The sequence below is a fragment of the Pseudomonas sp. MUP55 genome, from assembly GCF_034043515.1.
Lineage (GTDB): Bacteria > Pseudomonadota > Gammaproteobacteria > Pseudomonadales > Pseudomonadaceae > Aquipseudomonas.
In genome coordinates this window covers 5,624,317-5,650,523 of record NZ_CP138214.1, presented here as the reverse complement: position 1 = coordinate 5,650,523, position 26,207 = coordinate 5,624,317, and the positions used below count along the sequence as shown (strand labels likewise).

Sequence of the window (26,207 nt, the reverse complement as noted above, 5' to 3'; positions counted from 1 at the left end):
AATGAATTCAGCATGAAAAAAATGCCAGTCAGCAACACTGACTGGCATTTTTTATTGAGCGTTTACCTAGCGATCTTACTCGGCAGCAATGGCGTTTTTTGCCAGGATCGCGTTGGCCAATTCCATGTCGGTCGCCTGGAGACCAGGGTTGTCGGCGCGGACTTTCTGCATGGCGGCTTCCAGGTATGGGCCGCGGATGCCGCCGTCGCTGGCAACGAAGCTGCCTGCATCGTCCTGGGCGGCGACGACCAGCTTGTGGTCCTTGAAGGTCAGGTACGTCGAGCCGGTGGTGGCACCCGACGAGATGACATTACGCCAGAAGCTGTCGGCCATGGCTGAGCCGACAGGGAGGGAAAGCACAGCGAGGGTTGCGACAGCATATTTAAGACGCATGATGGGTGACTCCGGTGGGTTATCTGTACGTTTTGATTGTAGATAACCTGATCCAGTTCCATCACTGACTAAACAGTTTCAACCTTTAAAACCACCCCATCCTGGCCAATCACGCGTACTTGAGCGCCTACAGGCGCATCGGTACCGGTGACCATCCATACGCCATCGCCGACTTTAACCTTGCCTCGGCCGTCCACAATCGCCTGATGCACCACGAAGGTGCGCCCGATCAGCTCTGAACCGCGCTCGTTCAGGCCGGGCTGGTCGCTGGCCTTGGTGCTGCTGCGTTGGCGTTTCCACCAATACACCGCCGTCAGTATCGACAACAAGGCGAACAAGAGCAGTTGCCACTCCAGCCCGAGGGGCGGGACGATAAACTTGATCACCCCTACGGCAGCTGCGGCGATACCCATCCACAACAGGTAACCGCCAGCGCCGAACACCTCGAGAATCAACAACACGGTGCCCAGCGCCAACCAGTCCCAGAACGATAGATGCTGAAGGAAATCCCACATGTCGGCGACCTCAGCCTTTCTTGCTGTCGAAAGTCGCTTTGACGATCTCACCGATACCGCCCACGGCACCAATCACCTGGCTGGCCTCCAGCGGCATCAGGATCACTTTGCTGTTGTTCGCTGACGCGAGCTTGCCCAACGCATCGATGTATTTCTGCGCGACGAAGTAATTCACTGCCTGCACGTTGCCCGATGCGATGGCTTGCGACACCACCTGGGTTGCGCGGGCTTCAGCCTCGGCCTGACGCTCACGTGCTTCGGATTCAAGGAAGGCGGCCTGGCGGCTACCCTCGGCCTCGAGGATCTGCGCCTGCTTCTTGCCTTCGGCGGTGAGGATCGCCGAGGCTCGCAGGCCTTCGGCCTCCAGGATCTGGGCACGCTTGATCCGCTCGGCTTTCATCTGCCCGGACATGGCCGCCATCAGGTCGGCGGGCGGGCTGATGTCCTTGATTTCGATACGGGTGATCTTGATGCCCCACGGCGCCGTGGCTTCGTCGACGGTGCGCAGCAGTTTTTCGTTGATACCGTCGCGCTGGCTGAGCATGGCATCCAGCTCCATGGAGCCGAGTACCGTACGGATATTGGTTTGCAGCAAGTTGCGGATGGCATGCTCGAGGTTGTTCACCTCGTACGCGGCCTGGGCAGTGTTGACCACCTGGAAGAAGCACACAGCGTCGATTTGCACGGTGGCGTTGTCAGCGGTGATCACTTCCTGAGGGGGGATATCCAGCACGCTTTCCATCACGTTGATCTTGCGGCCGATGCGGTCCATGACCGGGATGATGATATTGAGACCGGGCTTGAGGGTGTTGGTATAGCGGCCGAAACGCTCGACTGTCCACTGGTAGCCCTGGGGCACTACTTTGAAGCCCATGAACAGGATGGCAATGGCCAACCCCACGAAAAGAAGCAGTACGGTTCCGATCTGCATAGCGATTCCCTATCTGGTGATGTCAGTGATACGAGGTTCGGCTGATTGTAACGGCCTCGTCACGGATAAGAACGGTTTCAGTGCTCAACAGACAAAGGATTTGTTTCTGAATCCCCAGGGGTAACCCTGAGTACTTCGGCCATTGTCGTCAGCCCGGCCTTCACCTTTTGCAGGCCGGCCATCCGCAGGCTGTGCATGCCTTGCCCAAGGGCCGCATGACGCAAGGCCTGCACGTCCGCGCCGGGGGTGATCAGCGCCTTGAGGGTTTCGTCCAGGCGCATGATTTCGTAGAGCCCGGCTCTGCCTCGATAGCCACTGTCGCGGCACTCCACGCAGCCGACGGCTTCGCAGGCTTGCGCCACGGCGCGCTTGCAATGGGGACACAGCACGCGCACCAAGCGTTGTGCCATGACGCCAATCAGAGTCGCCTTGATCAAATAATGCGCGATACCCAGCTCCTGCAAGCGGCTGATCGCGCTCGGCGCATCGTTGGTGTGCAGGGTCGACAGCACCAGGTGCCCGGTCAGCGCGGCCTGGATCGCCATTTCGGCGGTTTCCTGGTCACGAATCTCGCCGATCATGATGATGTCCGGGTCCTGACGCAGCAACGCGCGGATACCGCTGGCGAAGGTCAGGTCGATGTTGTGCTGCACCTGCATCTGGTTGAAGGCCGGCTCGACCATTTCGATCGGGTCTTCCACCGTGCACAGGTTGACCTCGCGGGTTGCCAGTTGCTTGAGGGTGGTATAGAGCGTGCTGGTCTTGCCCGAGCCGGTGGGGCCAGTGACCAGAATGATGCCGTTGGCCTGCCGGGTCATGGCCTGCCAGCGCTGTTGATCGTCGCCAGACAAACCCAGCTCGTCGAAATCCTTGAGCAGCACCTGAGGATCAAAAATACGCATGACCAGCTTCTCGCCAAAGGCGGTGGGCAAGGTCGAAAGGCGCAACTCCACTTCGGCGCCCGCCGGGGTTCTGGTCTTGATGCGGCCGTCCTGGGGTTTGCGTTTCTCGGCCACGTTCATTCGGCCAAGGCTTTTGAGGCGGCTGACCACGGCGGTGGTGACCTGCGGCGGAAATTGATAGACGTCATGCAGCAGCCCATCGATGCGAAAGCGCACACGGCCCTGTTCCCGGCAAGGTTCGATATGGATATCGCTGGCCCGTTGACCGAAGGCGTACTGCAAGAGCCAGTCGACGATATTGACGATATGCGCGTCATTGGCGTCCGGCTCCTTGTCGCCGGCGCCGAGGCTGAGCAGTTCGACATTACCGGGCGCCGCCATTTTCTGATCCGCACCGCTGACTGACTTGGCCAGCCGATAAAACTCGTTGATACAGCGCTGGATGGCCTGGGGGTTGGCCACCACACGCTTGATCGAGCGTTTGAGCACCTGGGAAAGCCCGGCTTCCCAGCCAGTGACATGGGGCTGGGCACTGGCCACCGTAACGCTGCGGGCGTCCACGGCCACTGCAAGGATGGCATGGCGCTGGGCGAAGGCGTGAGACATCAACGGCACCACCGTCGCGACGTCGATCTTCAGCGGATCGATGCGTAGATACGGCTGATCGACCTGGCGGGCCAGCCACTGGGTCAAGGTTTCCAGGCACGGGCCTTCAGCGGCGATACGCTCCAGGGGATGTTGGGCGCTGTTCGGCGCAGACGACAACCGTCGCGCCGTCTCTGCTGTAATCAGTTGCTGCTCGACCAATGCAGGCAGCAACGGATGCAGTTCCAGAGGGCGATCTTGCAGGACAGCGGACATGAGGGTTTCCTGGTAGCGTCGGGTGTTATCCCAGCCTAGCCAGCCTCTGAGAATCCTCCTTGCGCCTGTGTTGCAGGCTTTTACCTGGACGCCGCCGCCACGGCTTGAGGCCGCACGCTATCTACCAGCGACAACTCCACGGAGCACACGCTGATCAGGTTTCGAAATTTTTCACCGATCACCTGGGCGCGGTGGCAGCTCAGGCCATCAATCAAGATATCGATGCAAAACAGGTCGTCTTCCCTGTTCACGCTGACTTGTTTGGGCGTCAGAAATTGCAGCGCGAAGTAATTCAGCACCCGGCACAGCACGTCCGGTTCCGCCTGCGCAATGATCTGATACTGCATCTCGCAGTGAAGGCTATCGACGGCCCACGCATCGACGCGGGCAACGCAGTGAACGGTTTCGACGGCGTGCATGCTGATTCTCCAGATTTGACTGGAGAAATTTTTACATTCGTGACCCGAGATTTCTTATCTAAAATCAGCTCATATAGCGAATAATCGAATCATACAATTCAACTTATCCGGGTAAAGAGGTTTTTATATGCACAGCGAGCTGGACGTATACGACCGCCGCATCCTGGCCCTGCTGCAGGAGGACGCTTCGCTCTCCAGCGCACAGATTGCCGAGCAGGTCGGCCTCTCGCAGTCACCGTGCTGGCGGCGTATTCAGCGGCTCAAGGAGGAGGGTGTGATCCGTGGCCAAGTCACGTTGCTGGACCGCAAGAAAATCGGTCTCAACACGCAGATTTTCGCCGAGGTCAAACTCAACGCCCACGGGCGGTCCAACTTCACCGAGTTCACCGAAGCGATTCGGGGTTTTCCGGAAGTGTTGGAGTGTTATGTGCTGATGGGGGCAGTGGACTTTCTGTTGCGCATTGTTGCGTCAGACATCGAGGCGTACGAGCGGTTTTTCTTCGACAAGTTGTCGATGGTGCCGGGGATTCAGGAGGTCAATTCGATTGTGGCGTTGTCTGAGATCAAATCTACCACCAGCCTGCCAGTGTTGCGCTAGCAGGTCCGGCCTCATCGGGGGCAAGCCCCCTCCCACAGTTGACCGAGTTCCAACTTTGGAATGCAGTTATAGGTGGGAGGGGGCTTGTCCCCGATGGCGATCTTACAGGCGCAGAAGCATCTTCCAGGCACGATTCTGATAAACCGCAATCGCCTGATGCATCCGCGCATCCAGCGACTCATCGGTAATCGGCTGGTTAGCCAGATGCGCCAACTTGTTCAGTTCACCGTACAGACGGTCCAGTTCCGGGATATCGACCACGTGACGCGCATGGTGCAGCCAGGCCTGGATGCGCTCGATACGCGGCAGTTGCTCGGCCAGGTCTTCCGGCTGTTGCTGGTAGCGCTGCAGTTGCAGGGCGACGGCGTCGTCGGCCAGCAGGCGCGGCAGCCAGTTGGTGATCTGCGCGCCACCCTGACGGTTGCCACGCACGTTGCGCTCGGCGGTCCAGGCGCGGGCCAACAGCCAGCGTGAGGTGTTCAGGGAGAACAGGCCCCAGCGCACGTCCTGCAGTTCTTCAACGAACTGTTCAGGTGCGGCTTTGCGAATGTCTTCATCGTCGTCACCGGCCTGGACCAGCGGACGCCAGTCTTCCAGCAACGCATCCAGGGCACTGCGCAATTCGCTCGTGGACTGACGCGGTGCGGCCTGGCCGAGGCTGCCGATCAGGGCGCGCAGCTCGCCAAGGGTCTCGACCCAGTCCTGCAGCAGGCGCCAGTGGCCACTGAAACGATATTGTTCGGCCAGGCGCTGGCTGCTGCCCAGCAGGTGCCACATGATCGCGGCGAAGGCATCGTCCAACGGCATTTCGGCGTGGACCTGCGGTGCCGGCAGGCTCAAGGAATAGCTGCTGGCGTCATGCAGGCGATAGCCACGTTCAGCCTTGCTGATATCGCACGGCATCAGCGCCAGGGTCGCAGCCAGCTCGGCGGCCAGTTCCAGCAGAGCGGCCGGTTCGCCTTCGCGCAGTTCCAGTTCCAGCTCGCAGATTTCTTCTTTCTGCTTGCCGACCACCACATGGCCCAGGTCCAGGGCGGCTTCGATCACCACTTTGGCCTTGCCGCGACCCCAGGCGATTTCGGCGCGTTCGCGCACGAAGTCGGTAGTAAAGATCGGCTTGAGGGTCTTCTTGTCCAGTTCCGCCAGTTGCTCGGGCCAGCACTCGCCGTCGAGTTTCTTCACGTCGAGCTTGGCTTTGGGCAGTTCCCAGTTGTATTCGTTACGTTCCGACAAGCCGGCGACGCTCTGGCCGCGGGTCTTGAGGGTCTGGATGATGTCGTCACCGTCCTTGCGCAAGCGCAGGGCCACCTTGGCCTGGGCCAGGTCGCGTTCGGGGGTGTCGAAGTACTGGTTCATCAACTCACGGCGTTCCCAGCCACTTTTGTTGCGTTTTTTCAGTAGCGGGTGCTCACGCAGCGCGGCGAGTGTTTCGCGGCTGACGCGTAGCTTGATTTCGGTTTCTTTCTGCATGGCCGGAAAATCCAGGATCGGGAGCGCAGCCGGGGAAAAGTGTGGCTGCCAAGGTCGTGCAGTGTACAGGACTGAGCCCGGCAACGCGCCGCAACGGTTTATTGTGTCGTGCAGATGGCTCTATAGTGGGGTTCATCCGGGAAGTTGGAGACCGCGCATGCCGTTACCGTCCATGAAAGAGCAGTTCGCCGCGCTGATTGCCGCGCCGTCGGTCAGTTGCACTCAAGCGTCCCTCGACCAGACCAACCGCCCGGTGATCGACCTGCTCGCCACCTGGCTGGGCGACCTGGGCTTCACCATCGACATCCAGCAGGTCAGCCCCGGCAAGTTCAACCTGTTGGCAAGTTTCGGCAGTGGCCCTGGTGGCCTGGTGCTGGCTGGCCATAGCGACACGGTGCCCTACGACGCGGCGCTGTGGAAAACCGATCCGCTCAAGCTGACGGAAGTCGACGGCCGCTGGGTAGGATTGGGCAGTTGCGACATGAAAGGTTTTTTTGCGCTGGCGATAGAAGCGGTGCTGCCGCTGCTCGACCAACCGTTCAAGCAACCGTTGCTCATCCTCGCCACCTGCGATGAAGAAAGCTCCATGTCCGGCGCTCGCGCATTGGCCGAAGCAGGGCGGCCGTTGGGCCGGGCGGCGGTGATTGGTGAACCCACCGGGCTCAAGCCGATCCGGCTGCACAAAGGCGTGATGATGGAACGCATCGACATCCTTGGCCGCAGCGGCCATTCGTCGGACCCAAGCCTGGGCCATAGCGCCCTGGAAGCCATGCACGACGCCATCGGCGAACTTCGCGGCCTGCGCCTTGCCTGGCAGCGCGAATACCGCAACCCGCAATTCAGCGTGCCACAGCCGACCCTGAATTTTGGCTGCATCCACGGCGGCGACAACCCCAACCGCATCTGCGGCCAATGCTCCCTGGAGTTTGACCTGCGGCCTTTGCCGGACATGGACCCCGAGGTGCTGCGCGCCGCCATTCGGCAAAAACTCGAACCGCTGGCCGAGCGGCACAAGGTCAAGATCGATTACGCACCGCTGTTTCCGGAAGTACCGCCCTTCGAGCAACCCGAAGACGCCGAGTTGGTGCGGGTGGCGGAACGTTTGACCGGCCATCGTGCCGAAGCAGTGGCGTTCGGCACCGAAGCGCCTTATCTTCAGCGCCTTGGTTGTGAAACCCTGGTGCTCGGCCCTGGCGATATCGCGTGTGCGCACCAGCCGGGCGAATACCTCGAAATGTCACGCTTGGCGCCTACAGTGCGTCTATTGCGGGAACTGATCGAACATTACTGCCTGAAACCTGCATAAATTAACCCCTGCCTGTTCGTACATACAAAGGAGAGTGAGCGTGTCGCCAAGCCTGTTCCGACGATAACCATCAGCCCGCTGTGCGCTTTCACGATTGATCCTTTTTTGGCTGCTTTTTATTACAGGCCCAGGTGTTATGCCCGAATACGTTAATTGGCTTCGTCACGCTTCGCCCTACATCAACGCTCACCGCGACTGCACCTTTGTGGTCATGCTGCCCGGCGATGGTGTGGAACACCCCAACTTCGGCAATATCGTTCACGACCTGGTGCTGCTGCACAGCCTGGGGGTGCGGCTGGTGCTGGTGCACGGCTCGCGTCCGCAAATTGAAGCACGCCTTGAAGCCCGCGGCCTGACCCCGGCTTATCACGAAGGCTTGCGCATTACCGATGCGGCGACACTTGAGTGTGTGATCGATGCGGTGGGGCACTTGCGTATCGCCATCGAAGCGCGCCTGTCCATGGACATGGCCTCGTCGCCCATGCAGGGCTCGCGTCTGCGGGTGGCCAGCGGCAACCTGGTGACCGCGCGGCCAATCGGTGTGCTCGAAGGCGTGGACTATCACCACACCGGCGAAGTACGCCGGGTCGACCGCAAGGGCATCAACCGTTTGCTGGACGAGCGCTCCATCGTCTTGCTGTCGCCATTGGGGTATTCGCCCACCGGTGAGATTTTCAACCTGGCCTGCGAAGACGTCGCCACCCGTGCCGCCATCGACCTGGGTGCCGACAAATTGCTGCTGTTCGGCGCCGACCTGGGCCTGATCGATGAGAACGGTCGACTGGTGCGTGAGTTGCGTCCGCAACAAGTACCGGCGCACCTGCAGCGCCTGGGCAGCAACTATCAGGCGGAGCTGCTCGATGCCGCGGCCCAAGCCTGCCGTGGTGGCGTAGGGCGCAGCCATATTGTGAGCTACGCCGAAGACGGCGCCTTGCTCACCGAACTGTTCACCCGCGACGGCGGCGGTACGCTGGTCGCCCAGGAGCAATTCGAACTGGTGCGCGAAGCGGCGATTGAAGACGTCGGCGGTTTGCTCGACCTGATCAGCCCGCTGGAAGAGCAGGGCATCCTGGTGCGTCGCTCCCGCGAAGTGCTCGAGCGTGAGATCGAGCAGTTCAGCGTGGTGGAACGTGAAGGCATGATCATCGCCTGTGCGGCGTTGTATCAAATCGCCGATTCGGATGCGGGTGAGTTGGCGTGTCTGGCGGTGAACCCGGAATACCGCCATGGTGCCCGTGGCGATGTGTTGCTTGAGCGTATCCAAACCCGTGCCCGGGCCCAGGGCTTGAAGACCTTGTTCGTCCTCACCACCCGCACCGCCCACTGGTTCCGTGAGCGCGGCTTTGTGCCCAGCAGCGTGGACCGCCTGCCGTCGGCGCGGGCGTCGCTGTACAACTATCAGCGCAACTCGAAGATTTTCGAGAAGTCCTTATAGTCCCCAATCCACACGCATTCAAATGTGGGAGGGGGCTTGCCCCCGATAGCAGTGGGTCAGTTAACTAACAAGTCGCTGACAAACCGCAATCGGGGGCAAGCCCCCTCCCACATTTAACTGCATTCAGTCTTTGATGAATTTGTCAGTCACGAAAGCCGAATAGTCCGACAGCACCGTTTCGACCTTGCCTTGCTCCTTCAGGAACTTCGCCGTCTCCCCAATCGCCTTCGCGGTGCCACCCTTGAGCAGCGCTTCGCTCTGTTGCGCCTGTGCGTCGGGGAAAGTACTGCCAGCCAGCAATTCGGGAATGTCGGTGGCGTTTGCGCCTGTCAATTTGGCGATTTTCTGGACCGGTTCTGAATCCACCGTCCAGCTGTCCTTATGGGCGGCGTAGTCGGCAAAAGCGTCCAGTGTCACCTTGGCAAACCTGGCCACTACGTCAGGATGTTTTTCCGCGAAATCCTTGCGCGCCACCCACACCTCGAAGGTGGGCGCACCCCACTGACCCACCTGCGCCGCGTCTGTCAGGGTTTTGCCGGTCTTGCGGATTTCGCCGAGGGCCGGTGACCACACGAACGCGCCGTCGATATCGCCACGTTTCCACGCGGCTGCGATTTCAGCCGGTTGCAGGTTCACGACTTTGACTTGCTTGGTGTCCAGCCCCCAATGCTTGAGTGCGCCCAGCAGGCTGTAATGAGAGGTGGAGACGAACGGCGTGGCGATGGTCTTGCCGATCAGGTCGGCGGGTTTTTCGATACCGCTGCCGTTACGCACCACCAGGGCTTCAGAAGCGTTGATTTGTGCCGATACGATAAAAGCCACAATCGGTAGGTTGCGTGAAGCGGCCGCCGCGAGCGGGCTGGAGCCGAGGTTACCGATTTGCACATCGCCGGATGCGATGGCCGTGACCACTTCCGGGCCACTGTTGAACCGGCGCCAATCGATTTTCTCGCCGATGGCTTTTTCGTAAAGGCCGTCGGCCTGGGGGACTTTGCTGGGGTCGATGCCGGTCTGGTAGCCGACAGTCAGGTCGGCTGCGTTGACACCAAAAGAAAGTAATACCGATACAAAAACTGTAACAAATTGACGGGAGGATGTGCGTTTGGCCATGATGGCGTCGCCTTTTTGATCGTGAGTGACGTATGCAACCGAACGTCAACACTAATCGATCTAAAAAAGCAGCAATAAATACCCTTTAGGAATTAGCTTATGGAACGGTTCGTCTAACCAGGCCAGCCGGTTTTGTGAATGCGCTTATTCCTGAATGGTATGAAAAAGAATGAAACAATTCTTTTTGGGTGTATGAAAAACTCATTACCCTGCAGGGACCAAATCGACTGCGGTTAGACGAAGGTAGTAGACATACAAGGTTACGATTGACTTGGTAGTCACTATCTGGCGCTAATCGCGCATCTGTGGATCGAGGGCGTCAGACCCAAGACCAAAGAAATACAAAAATTAGAAATGAGAGGAGCGGTACATGAAGAAGTCCACCTTGGCTGTGGCTGTAGCGTTGGGCGCAATCGCCCAGCAAGCAGGCGCTGCCGGTTTCATCGATGACAGTAAGGTAACGCTGGGTCTGCGTAACTTCTACATCAACACCGACAACCGCGATTCGGCCGCAGGTACTGCAGCCAACAAGCGCGCCGGTGTACAAAACAAGCAAGAAGAATGGGGCCAGGGCTTTGACCTGCGCTTCATCTCCGGTTACACCCAAGGCACCGTAGGTTTCGGTCTGGACGCTATCGGCCTGCTGGGTGTTCGCCTGGATTCCGGCGGCGGCACCAACGGCGCCACGGCCAGCTCCTACGGCGGCACCGTGTTCCCGAGCAAGTCCAATGGCGAAGCCGTTGATAACTACTCGAGCCTGGGCCTGACTGCCAAAGCCAAGATCTCCCAGACTGAACTGAAGCTGGGTACCTTGCAGCCCAAGCTGCCGGTTATCGTGACCAACGATGGTCGTCTGCTGCCGCAGACCTTCCAGGGTGGCCAGATCACCAGTAACGATCTCAACAAAGACCTGACGCTGGTTGCCGGTCAGATCGAAAAAGCCAAGGGCCGTAACTCCAGCAACGTCGACAACCTGTCGATCTCTGGTGCCAACTCCCGTGGCGCAAACTGGCGTGACAGCAACAAGTTCTACTACGCCGGTGGTGACTACAAGATCACCAAAGACCTGACTGCCCAGTACTACTACGGCAACCTGGAAGACTTCTACAAGCAGCACTTCCTGGGCCTGACCCATAACTGGGCCATCGGTCCTGGCGTACTGAAATCCGACCTGCGTTACTTCAACAGCTCCGATGACGGTAAGAACGGCCACGAGTCCGCTTACTTCTCCTCGGGCAACTACAGCGGTGTGAACTCCGGTCGTGGCAAGGTTGACAACAACCTGTACAGCGGTCTGTTCCTCTACACCGTCGCCGGTCACACCTTCGGTGGTGGTTACCAGGTGAGCAACGGCAGCAGCGATTTCCCTTGGTTGAACCAGGGTGACGGCTCGTCGGCTTACCTGACCACTGACATGCAAATCGCCAAGTTCGCCCGTGCTGGCGAACGTACCTGGCAAGCTCGCTACTCCTACGACTTCGCCAAGGTTGGCGTGCCTGGCCTGACCGCTGGTGTTGTGTACCTCAAAGGTACCGACATCGACACCGTCAACGGCAGCCGTGCCGAGTTCACCGGCCAGTCCGAGTGGGAACGTGACATTACTGTTGCTTACGTTGTTCCAGAGGGCGTGTTCAAAAACGTCGGTGTTGCCTGGAAAAACGCAATGTGGCGCAACGATGTCGCTGCCGCGCGCGATCAGGACGAAAACCGTGTAATCGTCAGCTACACCTACGCGTTCAAGTAACTGCTTAAAACCTTGCCCGGCGCAATGCCGGGCAAGGTGTGTTGCTTTTCAAGTCGGGCTCAACCCCCGCAAGCCCTTCCTGAACCCTCTTTTTTACAGCGTCTCAAGGCCTTCTCGAACCTTGAAAACGATGTTGATCCTCGCTCGTCCCCAAGTCCAATGAACAGATTTTTAATATTCCTTTATCGTCTAGATAAATCGATATTTATTCTTTTTAAATTATCCACGATCCATGCACAGTGGGCTCCATAAGCACTCATCAGGAGCCACACCATGAGCCTAAGACTGGGCGACATCGCCCCCGACTTCGAACAGGATTCCAGCGCCGGCAAGATTCGTTTCCACGAATGGCTGGGCGATAGCTGGGGTGTGCTGTTTTCCCATCCGGCGGACTTCACCCCGGTGTGCACCACAGAGCTGGGCTTTACCGCCAAGCTCAAGGACGAGTTCGCCCAGCGTGGCGTCAAGGCCATCGCCTTGTCGGTTGACCCCGTGGACTCGCACCACAAGTGGATCGAAGACATCAACGAAACCCAGAATACTGTCGTCAATTTCCCGATCCTGGCCGATGCCGATCGCAAGGTGTCGGACCTCTACGACCTGATCCACCCGAACGCCAGTGACACCCTCACCGTGCGCTCCTTGTTCGTGATCGACCCGAACAAGAAGATCCGTCTGACCATCACCTACCCGGCCAGTACCGGGCGTAACTTCCATGAAATCCTGCGGGTGATCGACTCGCTGCAACTGACCGACAACCATAAGGTCGCCACCCCGGCCAACTGGCAGGACGGCGATGAAGTGGTAATCGTGCCGTCGCTCAAGGATGAGGACGAGATCAAGAAACGCTTTCCGAAGGGCTATCGGGCAGTGAAGCCATACCTGCGGCTTACGCCACAACCCAATCGTTAACACAGTACTCATGTGGGAGGGGGCTTGCTCCCGATGGCGGTGCGTCAGTACCAAATACTTTTCTGACCCACCGCTATCGGGGGCAAGCCCCCTCCCACAGGTTGAGCGCATTTCAAGCACACAAGCAGGGGTTTTCAGGCCGTTTTTACGGCCTTTTTTTTCGTCTGACGATTCATCATTCGCATATGCATTTAAAGAATAAACAAATGAATAAATAAGATTTAAAGATATATAAATCTGCTGCTAAGGTCTGTTCCATCTTGGCGTCATCGTTACACAGCGAACCGCCGACACTTGCTCAAGGAATACTTGCATGCTGGTCGTAACACTTGGAGGCAGCCCCAGTCAGCGTTCCCGTTCCGGGGTCTTGCTGGAGAAAACCCGTCAATGGCTGCAGGCCCAGGGCGTGGAAGTGGTGAGTTACCAGATCCGCGACTTTCCGGCCGAGGACCTGCTGCATGCGCGCTTCGACAGCCCCAAGGTCATCGATTTGTTGCAGCAAGTGGCGAATGCCGATGGCCTGGTGATCGCCACGCCGGTGTACAAGGCGTCGTTCTCCGGTGCCTTGAAGACGGTCCTCGACCTGCTGCCCGAGCGCGCCCTGGCCCACAAGGTGGTCTTGCCGATGGCCACCGGCGGTAGCATCGCCCACATGCTGGCGGTGGATTACGCCCTCAAACCGGTGTTGTCGGCGTTGAAGGCGCAGGAATTACTGCATGGGATTTTTGCCGAAGACAGCCAGATCGCCTATGGCGAAGGCAGTGCCCAGGCGCAATTGGTGCCGGTGCTTGAACAGCGTTTGCACGAAGCCCTGGAGCAGTTCTACAGCGCCATGGCCCGCCGCCCGAAACCGCTGGACCCGCACGTATTGAATGAACGCTTGTTGAGTGCTCGCTGGAGCATTTAAGCCTTACCCGACATCTGGAAACACTCACCTTACTCAGCCGCCAACGGCCAAGCAGGTGCAGCCAAAACCCTAATCGCATATTTGGAGAGAGCGCCATGCGCACTGTCATTTTGCGTCGCGGTCTGGTCGCACTGTTTGCTGCGGCTGTGTCCTTCGGCGCCATCGTTCAAGCCCACGCCGCCGAGACCCTGCGCATCGGTTATCAGAAATACGGCACGCTGGTGCTGCTCAAGGCCAAGGGCACCCTGGAAAAACGCCTGGCTGCCCAGGGCGTGCAGGTGCAATGGACTGAATTCCCCGGTGGCCCGCAATTGCTGGAGGGCCTGAACGTCGGCTCCATCGATTTTGGCGTCACCGGTGAAACTCCACCGGTGTTTGCCCAGGCCGCCGGTGCCGACTTGCTGTACGTGGCGTATGAGCCGCCCGCGCCGACCAGTGAAGCGATCCTGGTGCCGAAGGATTCGACGATCAAATCGGTGGCCGAGCTCAAGGGCAAGAAAATCGTGCTGAACAAAGGCTCCAACGTGCACTACCTGCTGGTGCGTGCGCTGGAAGATGCCGGCCTAGCCTACACCGACGTGAAAACCGTGTTCCTGCCGCCCGCCGATGCCCGCGCCGCTTTCGAGCGCGGCAGTGTGGACGCCTGGGTGATCTGGGACCCGTACCAGGCCGCCGCCGAGAAACAACTGCAAGCGCGCACCCTGCGTGACGGCACCGGCATCGCCGACAACCATCAGTTCTACCTGGCCACCAAGCCCTACGCCGAACAGCACCCCGAAGTGATCAAGGCGCTGGTGGAGGAAGTGCGCGCCGTGGGCGAATGGTCCAAGGCCAACCCGCAGGAAGTGACTGACCAGGTCGCGCCGCTGCTCGGCCTGCCGGCGGACATCACCCTGACCTCGGTGAAACGCCAGGGCTACGGCGCGCTGTTCCTGACGCCTGAAGTGGTCGCTGCCCAGCAGAAAATCGCCGACAGCTTCTACCAGCTCAAATTGATTCCCAAGCCCTTGAGTATCAAGGACGTGATCTGGACCCCACCCGCCGCTGTTGCCAAAGCGCCGTAATCCGACTTCTTCAGGAGACAACTCCATGAGCCTCAATATTTTCTGGTTCCTGCCTACCCACGGCGACGGCCATTACCTTGGCACCGCCGAAGGCGCTCGCGCCGTCGATCACGGTTACCTGCAACAAGTGGCCCAGGCTGCTGATCGTCTGGGCTTCGGTGGGGTGTTGATCCCTACCGGGCGCTCCTGCGAAGACTCCTGGTTGGTGGCCGCCTCGCTGATTCCCGTGACCCAGCGTTTGAAATTCCTAGTCGCGCTGCGCCCCGGGATCATTTCCCCGACGGTGGCCGCGCGCCAGGCGGCGACCCTGGACCGCCTCTCCGGTGGCCGCGCGCTGTTCAACCTGGTGACCGGCGGTGACCCGGAAGAACTGGCCGGCGACGGCTTGTTTCTGAGCCATGAAGAACGCTATCAGGCGTCGGTGGAATTCACCCGCATCTGGCGTCGCGTGCTCGAAGGCGAGACCGTGGATTACGACGGCGAGCACATCAGCGTCAAAGGCGCCAAGTTGCTCTACCCGCCGGTCCAGCAGCCGCGCCCGCCGCTGTACTTCGGCGGTTCCTCCGAAGCTGCCCAGGACCTGGCGGCCGAGCAGGTGGAAATGGTGCTGACCTGGGGCGAACCACCGGCCGCGGTGGCGGAAAAAATCGAACAGGTGCGGGCCAAGGCCGCCAAGCTCGGACGCACCCTGCGCTTCGGCATTCGCCTGCATGTGATCGTGCGTGAAACCAACGAGGAGGCCTGGAAGGCCGCCGATAAACTCATCTCCCACCTGGACGACGACACCATCGCTCGCGCCCAGGCGTCCCTGGCGCGCTTCGATTCGGTGGGCCAGCAGCGCATGGCGGCCTTGCATGGCGGCAGCCGCGACAACCTGGAAGTCAGCCCCAACCTGTGGGCCGGGGTCGGCCTGGTGCGCGGCGGCGCGGGGACTGCACTGGTGGGCGATGGCCCAACGGTTGCGGCGCGGGTCAAGGAATACGCGGACCTGGGCATCGACACCTTTATCTTCTCGGGTTACCCACACCTGGAAGAGTCGTATCGGGTTGCCGAGTTGCTGTTCCCTCACCTGGATATCGAACGTCCTGAGCTGCCCAAAGGCGCCGGCTACGTCAGCCCATTCGGCGAGATGGTGGCCAACGACATTCTTCCCAAAGCTGCATCGCAGAGCTGAGGCGGCGCTATGAACCTGGAAAAATTCAGTCATCGCGTGGCGCCCTGGGTGCTGCCGATCCTATTGCTGGCGGTGTGGCAGCTGTCGGTGACGGCAGGTTGGTTGTCGACGCGTATTCTGCCGGCGCCCAGCGCGGTCATCGAGGCCGGCATCAACCTGATCCGCAGCGGCGAAATCTGGACGCACCTGGCGATCAGTGGCTGGCGCGCGGGCCTGGGCTTTGTGATCGGTGGCAGCATCGGCCTGGCGCTGGGCTTTATCACCGGCCTGTCGAAGTGGGGCGAGCGTTTGCTGGACAGCTCGGTACAGATGATCCGCAACGTGCCGCACCTGGCGCTGATTCCCCTGGTGATCCTGTGGTTCGGGATTGACGAGACCGCGAAAATTTTCCTGGTGGCCCTGGGCACGTTGTTCCCGATTTATCTGAACACCTACCACGGCATCCGCAACGTCGACCCGGCACTGGTGGAAATGTCGCGCAGCTACGGGTTGTCCGGCTTCAGCCTGTTCTGGCAAGTGATCCTGCCGGGCGCATTGCCGTCGATCCTGGTGGGCGTGCGCTTTGCCCTGGGCTTCATGTGGTTGACGCTGATCGTGGCGGAAACCATCTCGGCCAGCTCCGGCATCGGTTACCTGGCGATGAATGCCCGCGAGTTCCTGCAAACCGACGTGGTGGTGCTGGCCATCGTGATGTACGCGATCCTCGGCAAGCTGGCCGACCTGGCGGCGCGCGGCCTGGAGCGGGTGTGGCTGCGCTGGCACCCGGCATATCAAGTGAATAAGGGAGGTGCGGCATGACGGCTCAACAACCCCCGCGCCTGCTCAAGGGCATCCCCCTGGCGGTGCGCAAGTTGCGCAAGTCCTTCGGCGCTCGCGAAGTGCTCAAGGAAATCGATTTGCATATCCCGGCCGGGCAGTTCGTGGCCGTGGTCGGCCGCAGCGGCTGTGGCAAAAGTACCTTGCTGCGCTTGTTGGCGGGTCTGGACAAAGCCAGCGGCGGCGAGCTGCTGGCAGGCTCCGCGCCGCTGCATGAGGCGATCGAAGACACGCGGCTGATGTTCCAGGAAGCGCGCCTGCTGCCGTGGAAAAAGATCATCGACAACGTCGGCCTGGGCCTCAAGGGCAACTGGCGTCCCAAGGCCTTGGAGGCTTTGGAGGCCGTCGGCCTGGCCGAGCGCGCCGATGAGTGGCCGGCGGCGTTGTCCGGTGGCCAGAAGCAACGCGTCGCCCTGGCCCGCGCCTTGATTCACCAGCCGCGTCTGCTGTTGCTTGACGAACCGCTGGGTGCGCTGGATGCCCTGACACGGATCGAGATGCAGCAACTGATCGAAAACCTTTGGCAGAAACACGGCTTTACCGTGCTGCTGGTCACCCATGACGTCAGTGAAGCCGTGGCGATTGCCGATCGCGTCATCCTGATCGAAGACGGCGAAATCGGCCTGGACCTCAGTGTCGACCTGCCACGCCCCCGCGCTCGTGGCTCACATCGCCTGGCTGCGCTGGAAGCCGAAGTGCTCAACCGTGTGCTGTCGCTGCCCGGCTCACCGCCGGAACCCGAACCTGTTTCACCGCTGCCGACGCAATTGCGTTGGGCACAATAAAGCAGCGGCAGGCTTCAAGCTTGAAGCTGCAAGCGAAAAGCCCGTGCTTTTACTTGCAGCTTGTAGCTGACCACTTGCCGCTATTTCGACTCGAGGAGAAATCGTATGACTATCAAAGCCATCAACGTGCGTAACCAGTTCAAAGGCACCATCAAGGAAATCGTGGTGGGCGACGTGTTGTCGGAAATCGACGTGCAGACCGCCTCGGGCATCGTCACTTCAGTGATCACCACGCGCTCGGTCAAAGAGCTGGAACTGGTGATTGGCAGTGAAGTGATTGCTTTTGTGAAGTCGACTGAGGTGTCGATTGCCAAGTTGTAATGGACGTCGCTCTTGAGGCCGTCATCGGGGGCAAGCCACCTCCCACCTTTGGATCTGTGAATACATTCAAAGTGTGGGAGGGGGCTTGCCCCCCGATGAGGCCGGCCCAACCACCAAAAGTCTCACCGCTCGGCCAGGTAACTGATCGTTCCCACGCTCCGCGTGGGAAAGCCCTCTTGTGACGCTCTGCGTCACGCTTTCAAGGCCGGACGCGGAGCGTCCGGAGATGCATTTCCACGCAGAACGTGGGAACGATCATAGGCAACGCCTGGGCAGATAAGCAGGCAAATAAAGCCCCACATACGCATCAAACACCCGCATCCCTTCCTGCGCCATACGCGGCGTAATCTGCCCATGCTGATGCACCGAACGCGCGTACACGCGGTCGCTCAGTTCCAGTGCCAGGGCAAATACATCCACATCGTTCGGCAGGCTGGGCACGTCGAAGTGGCGGTTGAACACCTCCAGCATCAGCACTCCCAGTTCCAGGTCATGCTGGCGATCCGCCTGGGTGACTTCGGTCAGCCCATGCTGGGCCAGGATCAACTGGCGGGCAGCGGCGTCGTTGCTGTAGATGCTGAGCATGCGCTGCTCGACGATGCAGGACAGGTCGCGCCACGTCTGGAGTGAATCATGCGCGATGGGCGCCTGTATGGCCGCACGAAAGGCCGCGTGCACATCAGCCGTCAAGGCTTGCAGCAACGCCGGCACGCTGGCGAAAAAATGGTACACCGACGATGGCGGAATCTGCGCGCGTTCGGCCACGCTGTAAATCGACAAACCGGCCACGCCTTCGGTCGCCAGCAAGGCACGGGCAGCGTCCAGGATCGCGTCGATCCGGGCCTGGCTGCGGGCACGTGGTTTGCGAGGGGCGGCGGGGCGGGGTGGCATGGAAGTCTCCTACAGGGCAGCGGGCATTGTATGAGCAGGAAGGTGTGTTGTCTGCCCAGACGCCATCGGGGGCAAGCCCCCTCCCACACTTGACCGAGTTCCGACTTTGGAATGCAGTCAAATGTGGGAGGGGGCTTGCCCCCGATGAGGCCAACCCGGTGTACCGGAAAAGCCATAAAAAACGCCGCAGGCCATAAGCTCTGCGGCGTTCTTTTTTGCAGCAACCGCTTAAACGGTATGCAGGTACCAGTTGTACTCAAGGTCGGAGATGGAGTGTTCGAACTCCTCCAGCTCACTTTCCTTACAGGCGACGAAGATATCGATGTATTTAGGATCGATGTACTTGGCCATCACCTCGCTGTCGTCCAACTCGCGCAGGGCATCGCGCAGGTTGTTCGGCAGGCTCTGTTCGTTCTGCTCGTAGCTGTTGCCTTCCACTGGCGCACCCGGTTCGATCTTGTTGGTCAGACCGTGGTGCACACCCGCCAGGACCGAAGCCATCAGCAGGTAAGGGTTGGCGTCGGCACCGGCCACGCGGTGTTCGATACGCACCGCATCGGACGAGCCGGTCGGTACGCGAATCGCCACGGTGCGGTTGTCCAGGCCCCAGCACGGCGAGTTCGGCACGTAGAACTGTGCGCCGAAACGACGGTAGGAGTTGACGTTGGGGCACAGGAACGCCATTTGGGCGGGCAGGGTCTCGAGCACACCGCCGATCGCATGACGCAATGCGGCGTTCTGCTCGGGATCCTCGCTGGCAAAGATGTTCTTGCCGTCCTTGTCCAGAATGGAGATGTGTACGTGCAAACCGTTGCCTGCCTGGCCTGGGTAAGGCTTGGCCATGAAGGTGGTATCCATCTCATGGTCGTAGGCGATGTTCTTGATCAGGCGCTTGAGCAGTACCGCGTAATCGCATGCCTTGATCGGGTCGGCGACGTGGTGCAGGTTCACTTCGAACTGCGCCGGGGCACTTTCCTTGACGATGGCGTCGGCCGGGATGCCTTGCTCTTTGGCACCTTCCAGAATGTCCTGGAGGCAGTCGACGTATTCGTCGAGGTCGTCGATCAGGTAGACCTGTGTCGAATGCGGGCGCTTGCCTGAAATCGGCGAGCGGGGCGGTTGCGGCCGGCCGTTCACGTTCTCCTGGTCGATCAGGTAGAACTCAAGCTCGAAGGCAGCGCAGATGGTCAGGCCGAGGTCGTCGAACTTGCTCACCACTTGCCGTAGCACTTCGCGAGGATCGGCGAAGAACGGCTCACCTTCCAGTTCGTGCATGGTCATCAGCAATTGCGCGGTTGGGCGCTTTTGCCAGGGCTCATTGCACAGGGTGTCGGGGATTGGATAGCAGATTCGGTCAGCATCACCGATATCCAGGCCCAGGCCGGTGCTTTCCACCGTAGAGCCGTTGATATCCAGGGCAAATAAAGAGGCAGGCAGGTTAATGCCCTTCTCGTAAACCTTGTGGAGGCTGGTGCGTTCGATGCGCTTGCCGCGCACCACACCATTCATATCCGCAATTAGAAGGTCTACGTACAGAACCTCAGGATGATCCTTAAGGAACGCGTTCGCTTCGTTAAGCTGAACGGCACGCGGGGGTACCGACATGATGCAACACCTTTGTTGTTAAAAATATCAATCATTGATCTTTTCTGGTTTCAGTCAACCCGAACGGCATGCCGAAGTCAAGCGAGGCCTTTTTTGCCCTAAAAAAGCGCCACGGCGCCTTTTTTGGGGCTTTTTGGGGCGGTTTTTTGGGTTTGAGGGTCTTGGGACCTGCAGGCTTGAGCGGGCCGTGTTGTATTTTTTACGGGGGTGTTGTGTAAAAAAATGAACAAGGCTAAGCTCGATTCAAACCCATAACAGCAATAATACCGGGGTGCTTCATGTCTCGCCTGCCGCCATCCGGCGTCTTGGCCTGCTTCTGTCAGGCTGTGTCATCCGTTTCTCCTTGCAGCGTGCATGCCTGCAAACCGGCCAATATTCTTGACGCTTGGGCCGCCCTTCTTTTTCCCCCTCCGTTTGTCTCGAATGTGCAGCTGCGCCGCGCCGATGCAGGGTGCTGCTCATGATTCTGCACAAGTTTGGCGTGAGGAATGCAACCCTTGGGCAAATGGCAGGTAAGCTCCTACCCTGAGTGAACAAACGACGCGGATGCTGCGTCAACCAACGCCTGGCTTTTTAATGGATGCCAGGAAACCCAGCCCAGAGGCATTTATGAGTAACAACCTCGACCAGCTCACCGATTGGTTGAAAGACCACAAGATCACAGAAGTCGAATGCATGATTGGCGACCTCACCGGCATCACCCGGGGCAAGATCTCGCCGACCAACAAGTTCATCGCCGAAAAAGGCATGCGCCTGCCCGAAAGCGTGCTGCTGCAGACCGTAACCGGCGACTATGTCGAAGACGACATCTATTACGAATTGCTCGACCCGGCCGACATCGACATGATCTGCCGCCCCGACCAGAACGCGGTGTTTCTGGTGCCCTGGGCCATCGAGCCGACCGCCCAAGTGATCCACGACACCTACGACAAGCAAGGCAACCCGATCGAGCTGTCGCCGCGCAACGTGCTCAAGAAAGTCCTCAAGCTCTACGCCGACCGCGGCTGGCAGCCCATCGTGGCGCCGGAGATGGAGTTCTACCTGACCAAGCGCTGCGAAGACCCGGACTTCCCGCTGCAACCGCCGATTGGCCGCTCCGGCCGCCCTGAGACCGGTCGCCAGTCCTTCTCTATAGAAGCTGCCAACGAATTCGACCCACTGTTCGAAGACGTCTACGACTGGTGCGAACTGCAGGAGCTGGACCTCGACACGCTGATCCACGAAGACGGCACCGCACAGATGGAAATCAATTTCCGTCACGGCGATGCACTGTCCCTGGCCGACCAGATCCTGGTGTTCAAGCGCACCATGCGTGAGGCCGCGCTCAAGCACAACGTGGCCGCCACCTTCATGGCCAAGCCGATGACCGGTGAGCCCGGCAGTGCGATGCACCTGCACCAGAGCATCATCGACATCGCCACCGGCAAGAACGTCTTCTCCAATGAAGACGGGACCATGAGCCAGCTGTTCCTCAACCACATTGGCGGCCTGCAGAAATTCATCCCCGAATTGCTGCCTTTATTCGCCCCCAACGTGAATTCATTCCGCCGCTTCCTGCCCGACACCTCGGCGCCGGTGAACGTGGAGTGGGGCGAAGAAAACCGCACCGTGGGCCTGCGCGTACCGGATGCCGGCCCGCAGAACCGCCGCGTGGAAAACCGCTTGCCGGGCGCCGATGCCAACCCGTACCTGGCGATTGCCGCCAGCCTGCTGTGTGGCTACATCGGCATGGTCGAAGGCCATAACCCGAGCGCCCCCGTGGTGGGCCGTGGCTACGAGCGACGCAATCTGCGCCTGCCGTTGACCATCGAGGACGCGCTGGAACGCATGGAAAACAGCAAGACCATCGAGAAATACCTGGGGCAGAAATTCATCACAGGCTATGTCGCGGTCAAGCGGGCCGAGCATGAAAACTTCAAGCGCGTGATCAGTTCGTGGGAGCGGGAATTCCTGCTCTTCGCCGTCTGATGCGCCGGGCGCGTCGTTCACACGGCGCGCCCTCACTGAAAAAGTCTAGGAGATCGGTATGTCCAGCAACAACCCGCAAACCCGTGAATGGCAAGCCTTGAGCAATGATCACCACCTGGCGCCGTTCAGCGATTTCAAGCAATTGAAAGAGAAAGGCCCAAGGATCATCACCAAAGCCCACGGCGTTTACCTGTGGGACAGCGAAGGCAACAAGATCCTCGACGGCATGGCTGGCCTTTGGTGCGTGGCGATCGGTTACGGTCGCGACGAACTGGCTGACGCCGCCGCCAGGCAGATGAAAGAACTGCCGTACTACAACCTGTTCTTCCAGACCGCTCACCCGCCGGTACTCGAACTGGCCAAAGTCATTTCCGACGTCGCACCCGCTGGCATGAACCATGTGTTCTTCACCGGTTCCGGCTCCGAAGGCAACGACACCATGTTGCGCATGGTCCGCCACTACTGGGCGATCAAAGGCCAGCCCAACAAGAAAACCATCATCAGCCGCAAGAATGGCTACCACGGCTCCACCGTGGCCGGCGCCAGCCTGGGCGGCATGACCTATATGCATGAGCAGGGCGATTTGCCGATTCCAGGCATCACCCACATCGCCCAGCCTTACTGGTTTGGCGAAGGCGGCGACATGAGCCCCGAAGAATTCGGTGTCTGGGCCGCCAACCAGCTGGAAGAGAAGATCCTGGAACTGGGCGTGGACAACGTCGGTGCCTTTATTGCCGAGCCGATCCAGGGCGCTGGCGGTGTGATCGTGCCGCCCGACAGCTACTGGCCGCGCATCAAGGAAATCCTCGCCAAGTACGACATCCTGTTTGTCGCCGACGAAGTGATCTGCGGTTTCGGCCGCACCGGCGAGTGGTTCGGCAGCGACTTCTACGACCTCAAACCACACATGATGACCATCGCCAAGGGCCTGACCTCGGGCTACGTGCCCATGGGCGGCCTGATCGTGCATGACGATGTGGTGGCTGTGCTCAACGAAGGCGGCGATTTCAACCACGGCTTCACCTACTCCGGGCACCCGGTGGCAGCAGCGGTGGCCCTGGAAAACATCCGCATCCTGCGCGAAGAAAAAATCGTTAACCGTGTACACGACGAAACGGCACCGTATTTGCAGAAACGTCTGCGGGAACTGGCGGACCATCCGCTGGTGGGCGAAGTACGCGGTGTGGGCATGCTCGGTGCGATCGAGCTGGTGCAGGACAAGGCCACGCGCAAGCGTTACGAAGGGAAGGGCGCCGGCATGATCTGCCGCACGTTCTGCTTCGAGAATGGCCTGATCATGCGCGCCGTGGGCGACACCATGATCATTTCACCGCCGCTGGTGATCAGCCAGGCAGAAATCGACGAACTGGTGTCCAAGGCCCGCCAGTGCCTGGACCTGACCTTGGCGGCATTGCAGGGCTAAGTGCTAGGCTCAGTGCGCAGCGGCTTTCGGTGGCTGCGACTGTGTAGATAAATGTGGGGGCCGGTTGAAAGCGGGCCCCCGAACTTGCCAGACTGTCGTCCTGTTTTGTTGCCCTTTGGCTGGGCCCGAAACACCTACAACTTGCGGCCCAAAAAAGAAAAATCGGAGCATCACTAAATGAAGGCATTAGGTTTGAAGAACGCTGGCAAGACCCTCCTCGCCTTGTCCCTGATGGGCGCAATGGCGGGCGCGGCCCAGGCCGACGATAAAGTGCTGCACGTCTACAACTGGTCCGACTACATTGCACCGGACACCATCGCCAACTTTGAAAAAGAGTCGGGCATCAAAGTGGTGTACGACGTGTTCGACAGCAACGAAACCCTGGAAGCCAAGTTGCTGGCAGGCAAGTCCGGCTACGACATCGTCGTGCCGTCGAACAACTTTCTCGCCAAGCAGATCAAGGCCGGCGTCTACCAGGAGCTGGACACCTCCAAGCTGCCTAACTACAGCAACCTGAACAAATCCCTGCTTAAAGCCGTGTCGGTCAGCGACCCGGACAACAAGCACGCGTTCCCGTACATGTGGGGCTCGATTGGCATCGGCTACAACCCGGAGAAGGTCAAGGCCGCGCTGGGCGTGGACAAGATCGAGTCCTGGGACGTGCTGCTCAAGCCTGAAAACATCGCCAAACTCAAAAGCTGCGGCGTGAGCTTCCTCGACTCACCGACCGAAATGCTGCCGATCGCGCTGCATTACCTGGGCCTGCCGACCGACACCCAGAAGAAGGCCGACCTCAAGCAGGCCGAAGACCTGTTCCTGAAAATCCGTCCTTCGATTGGCTACTTCCACTCGTCCAAGTACATCTCTGACCTGGCCAACGGCAACATCTGCGTAGCCGTGGGTTACTCGGGTGACATCCAGCAGGCCAAGTCCCGCGCGGCTGAAGCCGGTGGCAAAGTCAAAGTGGCCTACGACATTCCGAAAGAAGGCGCAGGCAGCTTCTTCGACATGGTCGCCATTCCGAAAGACGCTGAAAACGTCGAGGCCGCCTACACCTTCATGAACTACCTGCTCAAGCCGGAAGTGATGGCATCGATCACCAACAGTGTGCGTTTCCCGAACGGCAACGAGAAAGCCACTGCGCTGGTCGACAAAGACATCACCAGCGACCCGGGCATCTACCCGTCGGCCGAAGTGCAGGCCAAGCTCTACGCGATTGCCGACTTGCCGGCGGCAACCCAGCGTGAAATGACGCGCAGCTGGACCAAGATCAAGTCCGGTAAATAAGCCTTAAAACCTGTGGGAGGGGGCTTGCCCCCGATGGCGTTGCGTCAGAAACACCTGTGCAAGTTGACACACCGCCATCGGGGGCAAGCCCCCTCCCACAAATTAGATCGAAGAAAGTTTTGCCGGATCGGTTTATCGAGGGTAAGTTGCGCGCCGGTTTTGTTGCCGGGCAACAACTTTGGGCCCAACTATTTAAGAGGACCTCCACTTGCCAATTTCTTTATTTCGCAAAGCCTTGCTGGTAGGTGCAGGTATCACGCTGACTGTCAGCGTGCAGGCCGCATCCACCGTGCATGTTTATAACTGGTCGGACTACATCGGTCCCGACACCCTGGCCAACTTCGAAAAGGCCACCGGCATCAAGCCCGTGTATGACGTGTTCGATTCCAACGAAACCCTGGAAGGCAAGCTGCTCGCCGGGCGTACCGGCTACGACGTGGTAGTGCCGTCCAACCACTTTTTGGGCAAGCAGATCAAAGCCGGGGCGTTCCAGAAGCTGGATAAGTCGCTGCTGAGCAACTACGCCAACCTCGACCCGGCACTGCTCAAGCGCCTGGAGAAAAATGATCCGGGCAATGCCTACGCTGTGCCGTACCTGTGGGGCACCAATGGCATCGGTTACAACGTCGACAAAGTGAAAGAAGTGCTGGGCGTCGACAAGATCGACTCGTGGGCGGTGCTGTTCGAACCGGAAAACATGAAGAAGCTCGCCACCTGCGGTGTTTCGTTCATGGACTCGGCCGATGAAATGCTGCCGGCGGTGCTCAACTATATGGGCCTGGACCCTAACAGCACCAACGAGGCCGACTACAAGAAGGCCGAGGAAAAGCTGCTCAAGGTTCGCCCCTACGTGACCTACTTCCATTCCTCCAAGTACATCTCGGACCTGGCCAACGGCAATATCTGCGTGGCGGCCGGGTTCTCCGGTGATGTGTTCCAGGCCAAGGCCCGCGCAAGCGAGGCGGGCAAGGGCGTGAACATCGCCTACGCGATTCCCAAGGAAGGCGGCAACCTGTGGTTTGACGTGCTGGCGATCCCCAAGGACGCCACCAACGTCAAGCAGGCGCACGCCTTCATCAACTATTTGCTGCAACCTGAAGTGATCGCTCAGGTCAGTGATTACGTCGGTTATGCCAACCCTAACCCCGGGGCGGACAAACTGATGGAGCAATCGATACGCACCGACGCAGCGGTTTACCCACCGCAGGCGGTTCTCGATCGGACCTTCGTCAACTTCGAGCTACCCCCGAAGGTGCAACGTTTAATGACCCGTAGCTGGACCAAGGTCAAGACGGGCAAGTAAGGCTCAAACTATCCAAAGTCCGCCTGCACCGGGTGGGCTGCACTCTTTTTTTTTTGGGAGTTTCGTA

The 26,207-nt window shown here is 59.6% G+C and carries 24 protein-coding genes; 15 read left to right on the top strand and 9 right to left on the bottom strand.

Annotated features, from left to right (window positions below):
- Positions 1-75 precede the first annotated feature (75 nt).
- From SC318_RS25575 to SC318_RS25555, 5 genes are all read right to left on the bottom strand, one after another.
- Positions 76-393: a DUF2388 domain-containing protein gene (locus SC318_RS25575; protein WP_027608386.1), complete on the bottom strand. Its 318-nt coding sequence runs from the start codon at positions 391-393 to the stop codon at positions 76-78.
- 68 nt (positions 394-461) lie between these two features.
- Entirely contained in the window at positions 462-908 is a 447-nt protein-coding gene (locus SC318_RS25570) for an NfeD family protein (RefSeq protein ID WP_320428915.1), read from the bottom strand.
- Between the two features lie 10 nt (positions 909-918).
- Positions 919-1,839: an SPFH domain-containing protein gene (locus tag SC318_RS25565; protein WP_320428914.1), complete on the bottom strand. Its 921-nt coding sequence runs from the start codon at positions 1,837-1,839 to the stop codon at positions 919-921.
- A 77-nt stretch (positions 1,840-1,916) separates the two neighbouring features.
- A complete protein-coding gene (locus SC318_RS25560) occupies positions 1,917-3,602 on the bottom strand; it encodes a GspE/PulE family protein (protein ID WP_320428913.1) in 1,686 nt (561 codons plus the stop codon).
- Between the two features lie 80 nt (positions 3,603-3,682).
- Positions 3,683-4,021 carry an ACT-like domain-containing protein gene (locus SC318_RS25555; RefSeq protein ID WP_320428912.1) on the bottom strand — a complete coding sequence of 113 codons (339 nt, stop codon included), beginning with the start codon at positions 4,019-4,021 and terminating at the stop codon, positions 3,683-3,685.
- Between the two features lie 127 nt (positions 4,022-4,148).
- On the opposite strand from SC318_RS25555, the gene SC318_RS25550 reads away from it, so the two are divergent.
- Positions 4,149-4,619, top strand: coding sequence for an Lrp/AsnC family transcriptional regulator (locus SC318_RS25550; protein WP_043046970.1), 471 nt, complete (start codon positions 4,149-4,151; stop codon positions 4,617-4,619).
- Positions 4,620-4,721: 102 nt separating this feature from the next.
- Here SC318_RS25550 and SC318_RS25545 read toward each other — a convergent pair whose 3' ends face one another.
- Positions 4,722-6,089 (bottom strand): CYTH domain-containing protein, encoded by a 1,368-nt coding sequence (locus SC318_RS25545; protein WP_320428911.1) that lies wholly within the window; start codon positions 6,087-6,089, stop codon positions 4,722-4,724.
- Between the two features lie 157 nt (positions 6,090-6,246).
- On the opposite strand from SC318_RS25545, the gene argE reads away from it, so the two are divergent.
- A complete protein-coding gene (gene argE, locus SC318_RS25540; RefSeq protein ID WP_320428910.1) occupies positions 6,247-7,395 on the top strand; it encodes an acetylornithine deacetylase in 1,149 nt (382 codons plus the stop codon).
- Between the two features lie 136 nt (positions 7,396-7,531).
- The gene (gene argA, locus SC318_RS25535; RefSeq protein WP_320428909.1) at positions 7,532-8,830 is read left to right on the top strand and encodes an amino-acid N-acetyltransferase; all 1,299 of its coding nucleotides are present in this window, start codon (positions 7,532-7,534) and stop codon (positions 8,828-8,830) included.
- A gap of 123 nt (positions 8,831-8,953) precedes the next feature.
- On the opposite strand, the gene tauA is transcribed toward argA, so the two are convergent.
- Positions 8,954-9,940, bottom strand: a complete 987-nt coding sequence (tauA, locus tag SC318_RS25530; protein ID WP_320428908.1) for a taurine ABC transporter substrate-binding protein — start codon at positions 9,938-9,940, stop codon at positions 8,954-8,956.
- Positions 9,941-10,310: 370 nt separating this feature from the next.
- Here tauA and SC318_RS25525 point away from each other — a divergent pair, with 370 nt between their 5' ends.
- The 8 genes from SC318_RS25525 (at position 10,311) to SC318_RS25490 (ending at position 17,663) form a co-directional block, all read left to right on the top strand.
- The gene (locus SC318_RS25525; RefSeq protein WP_320428907.1) at positions 10,311-11,684 is read left to right on the top strand and encodes an OprD family porin; all 1,374 of its coding nucleotides are present in this window, start codon (positions 10,311-10,313) and stop codon (positions 11,682-11,684) included.
- 273 nt (positions 11,685-11,957) lie between these two features.
- Positions 11,958-12,596 (top strand): peroxiredoxin, encoded by a 639-nt coding sequence (locus SC318_RS25520; protein WP_078050628.1) that lies wholly within the window; start codon positions 11,958-11,960, stop codon positions 12,594-12,596.
- A 313-nt stretch (positions 12,597-12,909) separates the two neighbouring features.
- The gene (ssuE, locus tag SC318_RS25515) at positions 12,910-13,503 is read left to right on the top strand and encodes an NADPH-dependent FMN reductase (protein WP_306490786.1); all 594 of its coding nucleotides are present in this window, start codon (positions 12,910-12,912) and stop codon (positions 13,501-13,503) included.
- A 95-nt stretch (positions 13,504-13,598) separates the two neighbouring features.
- Positions 13,599-14,567 carry a sulfonate ABC transporter substrate-binding protein gene (locus SC318_RS25510; protein ID WP_124388665.1) on the top strand — a complete coding sequence of 323 codons (969 nt, stop codon included), beginning with the start codon at positions 13,599-13,601 and terminating at the stop codon, positions 14,565-14,567.
- Positions 14,568-14,592: 25 nt separating this feature from the next.
- Entirely contained in the window at positions 14,593-15,741 is a 1,149-nt protein-coding gene (ssuD, locus tag SC318_RS25505; RefSeq protein WP_124388664.1) for an FMNH2-dependent alkanesulfonate monooxygenase, read from the top strand.
- Positions 15,742-15,750: 9 nt separating this feature from the next.
- Complete coding sequence (ssuC, locus tag SC318_RS25500; RefSeq protein ID WP_124388663.1) at positions 15,751-16,539, top strand: aliphatic sulfonate ABC transporter permease SsuC; 789 nt, start codon at positions 15,751-15,753, stop codon at positions 16,537-16,539.
- Entirely contained in the window at positions 16,536-17,342 is an 807-nt protein-coding gene (ssuB, locus tag SC318_RS25495; protein WP_306490785.1) for an aliphatic sulfonates ABC transporter ATP-binding protein, read from the top strand. Before ssuC ends, ssuB begins: the two co-directional genes overlap by 4 nt.
- A 105-nt stretch (positions 17,343-17,447) precedes the next feature.
- A complete protein-coding gene (locus tag SC318_RS25490) occupies positions 17,448-17,663 on the top strand; it encodes a TOBE domain-containing protein (RefSeq protein ID WP_003176783.1) in 216 nt (71 codons plus the stop codon).
- Positions 17,664-17,918: 255 nt separating this feature from the next.
- Here SC318_RS25490 and SC318_RS25485 read toward each other — a convergent pair whose 3' ends face one another.
- The gene (locus SC318_RS25485) at positions 17,919-18,554 is read right to left on the bottom strand and encodes a TetR/AcrR family transcriptional regulator (protein WP_320428906.1); all 636 of its coding nucleotides are present in this window, start codon (positions 18,552-18,554) and stop codon (positions 17,919-17,921) included.
- 228 nt (positions 18,555-18,782) lie between these two features.
- The gene (locus SC318_RS25480; protein ID WP_003213894.1) at positions 18,783-20,159 is read right to left on the bottom strand and encodes a glutamine synthetase family protein; all 1,377 of its coding nucleotides are present in this window, start codon (positions 20,157-20,159) and stop codon (positions 18,783-18,785) included.
- Between the two features lie 609 nt (positions 20,160-20,768).
- Between SC318_RS25480 and SC318_RS25475 the strand changes: the two genes are divergently transcribed.
- The 4 genes from SC318_RS25475 (at position 20,769) to SC318_RS25460 (ending at position 26,140) form a co-directional block, all read left to right on the top strand.
- Entirely contained in the window at positions 20,769-22,127 is a 1,359-nt protein-coding gene (locus SC318_RS25475) for a glutamine synthetase family protein (RefSeq protein WP_057014226.1), read from the top strand.
- Between the two features lie 58 nt (positions 22,128-22,185).
- Entirely contained in the window at positions 22,186-23,550 is a 1,365-nt protein-coding gene (locus tag SC318_RS25470) for an aspartate aminotransferase family protein (RefSeq protein WP_320428905.1), read from the top strand.
- A gap of 192 nt (positions 23,551-23,742) precedes the next feature.
- On the top strand, positions 23,743-24,837 hold the full coding sequence (locus tag SC318_RS25465) for a polyamine ABC transporter substrate-binding protein (RefSeq protein ID WP_320431293.1): 1,095 nt from the start codon (positions 23,743-23,745) through the stop codon (positions 24,835-24,837).
- A gap of 208 nt (positions 24,838-25,045) precedes the next feature.
- Complete coding sequence (locus SC318_RS25460; RefSeq protein WP_320428904.1) at positions 25,046-26,140, top strand: polyamine ABC transporter substrate-binding protein; 1,095 nt, start codon at positions 25,046-25,048, stop codon at positions 26,138-26,140.
- Positions 26,141-26,207: the final 67 nt, after the last annotated feature.